6 protein-coding genes are annotated in these 7,516 nt (G+C 67.0%); 2 read left to right on the top strand and 4 right to left on the bottom strand.

The features are described from left to right. Window positions 1-47: 47 nt before the first annotated feature. Window positions 48-566: a DUF4143 domain-containing protein gene (locus ACFWPJ_RS19195; protein ID WP_378853133.1), complete on the top strand. Its 519-nt coding sequence runs from the start codon at window positions 48-50 to the stop codon at window positions 564-566. Between the two features lie 114 nt (window positions 567-680). Here the strand turns inward: ACFWPJ_RS19195 and ACFWPJ_RS19200 are convergent, their stop codons facing one another. From ACFWPJ_RS19200 to ACFWPJ_RS19215, 4 genes are all read right to left on the bottom strand, one after another. Continuing rightward, a complete protein-coding gene (locus ACFWPJ_RS19200) occupies window positions 681-2,216 on the bottom strand; it encodes a serine/threonine-protein kinase (RefSeq protein ID WP_378853123.1) in 1,536 nt (511 codons plus the stop codon). 36 nt (window positions 2,217-2,252) lie between these two features. Next, entirely contained in the window at window positions 2,253-3,488 is a 1,236-nt protein-coding gene (locus ACFWPJ_RS19205) for a hypothetical protein (protein ID WP_378853125.1), read from the bottom strand. Continuing rightward, window positions 3,485-4,681 carry a hypothetical protein gene (locus ACFWPJ_RS19210; protein ID WP_378853127.1) on the bottom strand — a complete coding sequence of 399 codons (1,197 nt, stop codon included), beginning with the start codon at window positions 4,679-4,681 and terminating at the stop codon, window positions 3,485-3,487. Before ACFWPJ_RS19210 ends, ACFWPJ_RS19205 begins: the two co-directional genes overlap by 4 nt. 77 nt (window positions 4,682-4,758) lie before the next feature. After that, window positions 4,759-5,964: a hypothetical protein gene (locus ACFWPJ_RS19215; protein WP_378853129.1), complete on the bottom strand. Its 1,206-nt coding sequence runs from the start codon at window positions 5,962-5,964 to the stop codon at window positions 4,759-4,761. 143 nt (window positions 5,965-6,107) lie between these two features. Here ACFWPJ_RS19215 and ACFWPJ_RS19220 point away from each other — a divergent pair, with 143 nt between their 5' ends. Beyond that, window positions 6,108-7,451, top strand: coding sequence for an FHA domain-containing protein (locus ACFWPJ_RS19220; protein ID WP_378853131.1), 1,344 nt, complete (start codon window positions 6,108-6,110; stop codon window positions 7,449-7,451). Window positions 7,452-7,516: the final 65 nt, after the last annotated feature.

The raw sequence follows: 7,516 nt of genomic DNA on the forward strand, positions 1-7,516 counted from the left end.
TCAAAAACCGCGAGGTCTTTCTAGAGGGGCCCTAGCCCGCCCCCACCCTGTGGCCAACACTACTCCAGCTACTCGCGGTCCGCGCGGGGGGCCTGCTGGTCGCGGGGACGCTCGCGGGGGATCTGGAAATCCACCGTACGACTGTGGCCCGGTATCTGGGGCTGCTCGAAGCAGTCTTTCTGATCAAGTCGATTCCCGCGTGGTCCGGCGGACCTGCCTACCGCGCTGTCGGCACACCCAAGCTGGCGTTCGTCGACACCGGAGTTCTCGGTCATCTGCTGGGGCAGAGCGTAAGCCGTCTGGCAGACCCAGGTGGGGCGGCTGGAACTGTGCTGGAGAACTTCGTGCTGATGGAGCTGGCTCGACAGCTGACCTGGAACGCCGAACGAGTTACGCTGTGGCACTACCGGAACAAGGACAAAGTAGAAGTCGATGCTGTCCTCGAAGCGGCCGACGGGCGGGTTATCGGCATCGAGGTCAAAGCCGCCTCGACGCTGCAACGACGCGATTTCGCCGGCTTGCATCACCTCGCCGATCGGCTCGGTGAGCGCTTTGTCGCCGGGTAGGTTTTGTATACGGGTCAGCATTCGCTGCCGTTCGGTGACCGGCTCAGGGCGCTTCCCATTGATGCGCTCTGGCACTGCACTCCCTGACCGAGCCTCAGCAGGCAAGCCGGTCGGTTACTTGATTCGGCTCTGCAGGATTGGGACCAGCCTGGCGAGCAGGGTTTGTTCGGAGTTCGATGTCCAGGTCCGGATGGCGGTGACGGTGATCGGGTCGTCGATGGGGATCACGGTCGCTCGGGATCCGGTGATTTGGAAGGGGAGGCCGAGGAGGCCGCCGCCGCCGGCTTTTGCGTCGCTGCGGACGGCGAGGATGTAGGTGTCTTCGGCGGCGTTGAGGCGTTCGGAGGACGTGGTGACCGGGCGGGGGGATGGTTCTTCGCCGGTTTTGGTGTAGTTGAAGTTGTAGATGAGGCCTAGGTCTTCGAGGAACTTGGTCGGGAGGGTGCCGCCGAGGTAGGTGGCGATCTTGTTGTCGGCGTCCACGTCGACCATCAGGACCGTTTTGCCCGCGAAGGCGGGGTTGGCTGCTCGGGCCTGTTCGATCGGGCTGCCGGTTGCCTGGGTGGTCGTGGTCGGGGCCGGAGCTGAGGCGGGCGAGCCGCCGCTGGAGGCCCAGATTCCGATACCGGCGGCGACGGCCACGACGGCGGCCAGCGCGCCGAGCGAGAGCGCGAGCTTGCTTGTCGAACTCTTCGGCGCGCTCGCCGGGCCCTGGGCGGTGAACGATTCTGTGTGGGCCGAACTCGACCACTGCGTCGGTGTCTGGATCGGGTAGGTCGGTGACGTGTGGTTGCCGGTGGGATTGGATCCGGGGACGAGCGCGGCGGCGACCGCGTCGGTGAATTCGCGGCAGGTGGCGAAACGCTCGTTCGGATTCTTCGCCATCGCGCGGGCGATGACGTAGTCGATGGCGGGCGGCAAACCGGGGCGCACGGTGGTCGGGCGCGGTGGCGGCTCGTGCAGGTGACCCATCATCACCATGGCCGGTTGTGTTGCGGGGTAAGGGTTCTGGTTGGTGAGGAGCTTGTAGAACGCGCAGGCCAGGCTGTAGATGTCGGCGCGGTGGTCGAGGCGGCCGCCCGAGAGTTGCTCCGGGGGTGCGTAGGCGATGGTCGCGAGGAAACTGCCGGTCTGGGTGAGCTCGGAGGCGTCGTCGGTTGACTTCGCCACGCCGAAATCGGTGAGCAGTACGCGTTCGTCGTCGCCGTAGGTTTCCGACAGGAGGAAGTTCGCCGGTTTGACGTCGCGGTGCAGGAGGCCGCGGTGATGAGCGAAGTCGAGGCCCTTGCCGACCTCGGTGGTGATGCGCAGCGCGCGCAGCGGGGTCATCGCGTGCGGGTCGCGCGCGAGTTCGGCTGCGGCGTCGGTGCCTTCGACGTACTGCATCGCGATCCACAGCTGGCCGTGCTCTTCGCCGCGGTTGTAGACCGAGACGATATTCGGATGGTCGAGGCCGGCCGCGAGGTTGGCTTCGCGCTCGAACCTGGCACGGAACTCGGGGTCACGGCTGAGCTCGGCGCTGAGGATCTTGAGCGCGTCGGTGCGCGGCAGGCTCGGGTGATCGGCCAGATAGACCGAGCCCATGCCGCCTGCGCCGATCTTGCGGATGATTCGGTAGCCACCGACGATGGTGCCCGGGCTCATCGCCATTTGTCACAATCTCCTGATTCGTTGCTGCGCATCACGTCAACGGCTGTTGGCGAAGACGGCGTACTGGGCCGCGGCCTGTTGCTGGGCGTCGAGAAGCTGTCCACTGGTGACTATTCCGACGTACTGGTGGTAGGCGACTACGCAGCTGAAGCGCTTCTTCGCGGTGAGCGGCTTGTTCTCCACGCAGGCGGAATCGGGAAGGTTGGGTGGGGGTGCGACGTCGGCGATGGTCGGCCAGGGGAAGAGCTTCTCGGTGACCGCTCGGCGCGCCGACTCGGCGTCGGCGGTGCGGATGCCGATCGCGCCCCAGGACAGGGCCACCTGCTGGGCGTTCATCTTCGTGAGCTGCTGGTCGAGGTACTTGCGGTCGTCGGGAAGGGGACCGCCGGAAGAGTGCAGAGCGCCCTGCTTGCCGGTCAGCTGAAAGGTGTCGGCCTCGGGGCGTGTGGTCTGATCCGGGTTGAGGGTGCGCATCAGGATGTGCTCAGGATCCCAGGGCAGCTTCATGATCTGTTCGTCGGTCAGCGGCGTGGTCTTGGCCAGCGCCTCGATCTGCTTGGTGTAGGCGGTCTCGGCGAGAGTGGTGAGTGCGGGCAGGTCCGGGGTCGCCACCGAGAGCAAAAAGGCGATCACATAGGGCCCGTGCGGGAGCATGGTGCGCAGGAATGGTGAATCTTGGCGCCAATGTGACAGGGCCGCAGGATATTTCGATAACGTCACCGGCTGGTTGCGACCCTCCTGGGCGGCCATGTCGGTGTCGTGGAACTCCTTGGCCGCCGCGGTCGCCCGGTCGGCATCGGGGAACTGGAAGACCATCGTGGTGGCGGTGAGCGGGTTGCTGTCGTTCTTGGTCGGCCAGCCGAGGCTGGCGGTGACGGTGGTGTCCTTCATCGCTCCGCTCGACTGGAAGCCGTAGAGGAGGTTGTGCTGCTTCGCGATGGCCGACATCGCGATGGGGTCGCCGAGTTCGCCGGGCATCAAACCGGGTTTGTGGAAGCCGGCCCGGTTGCCGTAGATCATCCGCGGGTCGATGTCGTTGGCGCTGATCGTGTAGTCGGCGATCCGCATCGCCGCGATCTTGTACATGTAGTAGAAGGCGGGCACGGGATCGTCGTCGTGGGCATTGGGCGGTTCGGTGGGATACGAGCCGACATCGAGGGTGCGGACGTCGATCTCGCCGGGTAGTCCGGTGCCCGGCACGGTGGAACCGCAGGCCGTCAGGACGGTTGTCAGCAGGGCGGCGAACAGAATGGTCGCGGTGCGCTTGGTCATGCGGCGTTCACCAGCAACGCGTATTGGGCGGCGATGCGCTGTTGGACGTCGAGGAGCTGGTGGGACCAGACATAGGCGGCGTAGCGGTCGTACGAGACCGCGCAGTAGAAGCGGATCGCCAGTCTTTCCTTGCCGATGTACTCCTTGCAGCGGGCGCTCGGCAGGTTCTTCGGCGACTCGACGGTGGTGAACTTGCGGGTCAGGCCGCCGAGGGTGTCGCGGACCGCCTGGGCACCCGCGATGTCGCGGGCGCGGTACACGTCGGCGCCATCGTTGGTGTACAGGTCGACGCCGTTGTCCTCGATCATCGCCTTCCGTTCCACCGGACCCGAGGAGAAGTGGATGGAGGTGTGGCCCGCGTACACACCCGGCGGTTCGATCCACGAATCCTCGCGTGGGCGAGACGCCGTGCGGCCGAGCATGCCCTCGCGGTCGCGCTGCAGCGTCATCAACTGACCGGTGGGGGTCGGGGTGAACTTCGCGACCGAGGGCACGATGGTGTCGAGGCTCTTGCGGACCAGGTCGAGCAGCACCTGTTTGTCGACCTTGTTCAGCCAGATCTTCAGATAGTCGAAGAACCAGGTGTAGATGACGAGATGGCCGGTGGCGTACCAGGAACCGATGGACTGCTGGTCGGGCTGCCAATGTGCTTTCGCCGCAGGGTAACCGGGGATCTCGATCGGCTGATTGTTCGGCGCGTAGCCGAAGTCGAGCTGTTCCAGCGCGGTCGCGGCGGCGGTGGCCTGCTGGGCGTCGGGGAAGATCATGATGGCATTGACCATGTCCATGCCCATGTTGTCGGGCTCTGTCTGTGCGGAGCTCACGAATCCGCCGATGAAGTCGGGTGCGATCTCGGCGAACCGGTCGACCGCCATGATCTTGCCCAGTGACGCCTCGGGATCGATGAACACCGAGGCCATGAACGGGCTGGGATTGACGAAGCGCGAATCGATGTCGAAGGGGGCCGGGACGACATCGCCGAGCCGCTGGGCTTCGACGAATCGCGCCTGATCCATGTTCGCGACCACCCCGACCTCGCGCGGTTGGGTCGCATAGCCACCGACGTCCAGGGTCGCGAGGTCGACCGGAAGGTCGGTAGCCGTCGGGTTGTCATCGCCTGTTCCGCAGGCTGCGACGACAGTCGTCAGCAGCGCGGCCGCCAATGCGGCACAGACTCCTCTGGTGACTCGCAACGCGATTATCCCTCCCCGGAAACGTCATTCGGCGCGATACTACGTCACCGAATCAGTTCCGGGACGGGCGAGTCGAGTCAAAAACTGTTCGCGAGCAGGGCGTATTGGGCGGAGATCTTCTGGCGCACGTCGGGCTCCTGGTCGGAGCTCACGATGCCCAGATAGCGCTTGTACGGCACATAGCAGCGGTATTTGTATTCCTCTTCGGCGTCGCCCTGATTGTTGAGTTGCAGGCATTTGGCGCCGGGGATATCGGCAGGGGCTGGGAGGGTGTCGTAGTGGCCCGCGGTGTCGATGAGGCCGTTCATCAGGGCCTGCGCGGCGGCGAAATCGCGGACGCGGGTGACGGAGCCGCCGTCTACGAGCGCGATGTTCTCGGCGCCGGTGGAGTCGACGAGGCGCTGGCGGGCGGTCTGGTCGTCGGCGTTGTTCACCAGGTGGGCGGGGCTGTAGACGGCGAACGAATGCTGGTCGGGGTCAAGGCCGGCGCGGTCCTTGACGACGGCCCTGGCGAGCAGGCGTTCCGGGTCGATCGGGAGATCGTCGAGCTTGTCGAAGGGGGTGGGGGTGAAGGTGCCGAGCTGGGTCAGGGCGGCGGCGAGGGTCTTGTCGACCCAGGAGGTGAGGTCGGTGGAGTCGGCGCGCGGTCGCTGGATGAACAGCGAGATCACGAACTCCTTGTGCGCCAGGAACGCACCGATCGTCGGCACGTTCGGGCGCCAATGTACGTAGGCCTCCGGGTATTTCGTGGAGGTGAGCTTGCGGTTGTCGGGGGAGACCGCCAGGTCGACGTCCTCGAGTTCCCGGGCGGCGAGCGTGGCAGAGGCGGCGTCGGGGAACCGGAAGACCGCGGTGGTGACCGCGGTCGCGTCGGACGCGGGACGCTTCTGACCATCCGGATCGGCTATGTCGGAGCCCAGCGCGGCGTAACCCGTCACGAATTTGCGGTTCTCCAGAACGGGTTTGGAGACATTGGCGACGAAGTCGAGCGCCCGCTCCACATCGGAGACGACGGTGCCGCCGCGGCCGTACGACAGCGACGGGTCGATCCGCACGGCGGAAACCACGGCCGCCGACATCCGGGTTCCCTCGACGAGCGCGCCCTTGCTGCCCGCGGTGTCGTCGTAGCTGTGCCGGTCGATGGCGTAGGTGCCCGTTTCCAGGCCGCGCACATCGGGTTCGGCGGCAACCGGTGTGCCGGTGACCGCGCAACCGGTGAGCGCGGCGGCCATCGTGGCGCAACAGAGTGCGGACGCGATCCGGATCTTGGTCGAATAGATCATCAGTGCCCCTTGATGTTCCTCCCGCAGTACCTGTGAAGTTACCGGAGGAACGCCGCCCAGGAGGACCTAAGTGGGCGGGTTTGTCATAGTCTGGAGTACATGGCGACGACCCTGCTGCGCGGTTCCGGTGGAGGCCGATACCTGTGAGGGATCGGCAGGTCGAAGTTGTGCTCGGAAGTCATGCGGTCGCGCGCGTCGCGGGCGCGGTGATCGTGGTGGCCCATCGCGGGCACGGCAGGCTCACCCCCGACGACACCGCGGCGGTCGCACTGGAATCGCTGGCCGAGCTGGTGCGCGCCGCCGCTGAGGACGAACCCGCCGGTCCCGGTGCGGTGGTCGCGCGGGAGGCGACCCGCTGGCTCATGAAGTACGCCGAACAGATCTCGCCGGGCACGCCGATCGATTTCGGGGTGCTCTCGGCCGCCGCCAACGGCGGGGTGGCGATCTTCCTGCACGGCGCGGTCACCGCGGTGCTCGCCGGTGACGGCACCACCGAGTACTACCGGGGCAGCGACGCCGCGTTCACCGTCGACCGGGTGGCCTCCGAGCCGGCCAAGGCGGTCGCGCTGTTCGTCGACGACGCCAAGGGCCGCATCCCCGACCTGCCGCCGGAACGCGGCGTTGGGTGGCTGGTCGAGGGGATCGCGCAGGCCAGTGGGGCTGTCGTGTGGTCCAACGGTGTGCGGTCGCGGGTCCGCACGGCCGAGCCTGCGGGCGAGACACGCAGGCCACCGCCGCCCACCGCCCGTATCGATCGGGAACCGCCTCCCGCGCAAGCGGATTCGCGTCCCGCCGAATCGCCCGCCACCGGTATGCAGCCCGCGACCTCGATGATGGACGCGGCGACCAGCGCGACCGGACCGGCGCATGCGGCGGTCGACCCGTATTCGGTGGCGCCGCCCGTCGATCCACACAATGCCGAGACCCGGCTCGCCGGCACCAACCCCGCGCCCGAACCCGACCCGGACCTGCAGCGACGCCTGGAGGCGACCGCGCGATCGACGGTGCTCACGGTCAAGGTGATGGGATTCAAGTGCGCGCGTGCGCATCCCAGCGATCCGCGGTCGGCGTTCTGCACGGTGTGTGGCATGCCGGTCGACCAGACCCAGGCCCTCGCCGAAGTGGTACGCCCGCCGCTGGGCATGCTCGTCCTCGACGACGGCATGACCTACCTGCTGGCCGCCGACGCGGTGATCGGCCGCGACCCGGAGAACTCCGAGGCCGCCCAGCGCGGGCTCATCCCGCTGCGCGTGGACGACACCTCCGGCGGCATGTCGCGGGCGCATGCCGAAGTGCACCTGGTGAATTGGGATGTCCAGCTCATCGATCGCGGGTCGACCAACGGCACCCGCTCCCGTCTGCCCGGCTACCGCGACTGGGTCCGGCTCACGCCCAACCAGCCGATGGTGCTGATCCCGGGCACCGAGGTGATGATCGGCAACCGGGTGCTGCGTTTCGAGCCCGCCGCCCCGCCGCCGTTCGGTTGAGCTGCACCGCCCGCACTCCCAGCCCCGCACGCCCCGACCCCGGGGAGGGGCAGGCCGACGCAGTC

It is taken from the genome of Nocardia sp. NPDC058497 (assembly GCF_042720195.1).
Taxonomy (GTDB): Bacteria; Actinomycetota; Actinomycetes; order Mycobacteriales; family Mycobacteriaceae; genus Nocardia.

Excerpts from the sequence above, each read along its gene's own strand:
- ACFWPJ_RS19215 (WP_378853129.1), bottom strand. The coding sequence starts at position 5,964 with ATGATCTATTCGACCAAGATCCGGATCGCGTCCGCACTCTGTTGCGCC.
- ACFWPJ_RS19200 (WP_378853123.1), bottom strand. The coding sequence starts at position 2,216 with ATGGCGATGAGCCCGGGCACCATCGTCGGTGGCTACCGAATCATCCGC.
- ACFWPJ_RS19205 (WP_378853125.1), bottom strand. The coding sequence starts at position 3,488 with ATGACCAAGCGCACCGCGACCATTCTGTTCGCCGCCCTGCTGACAACC.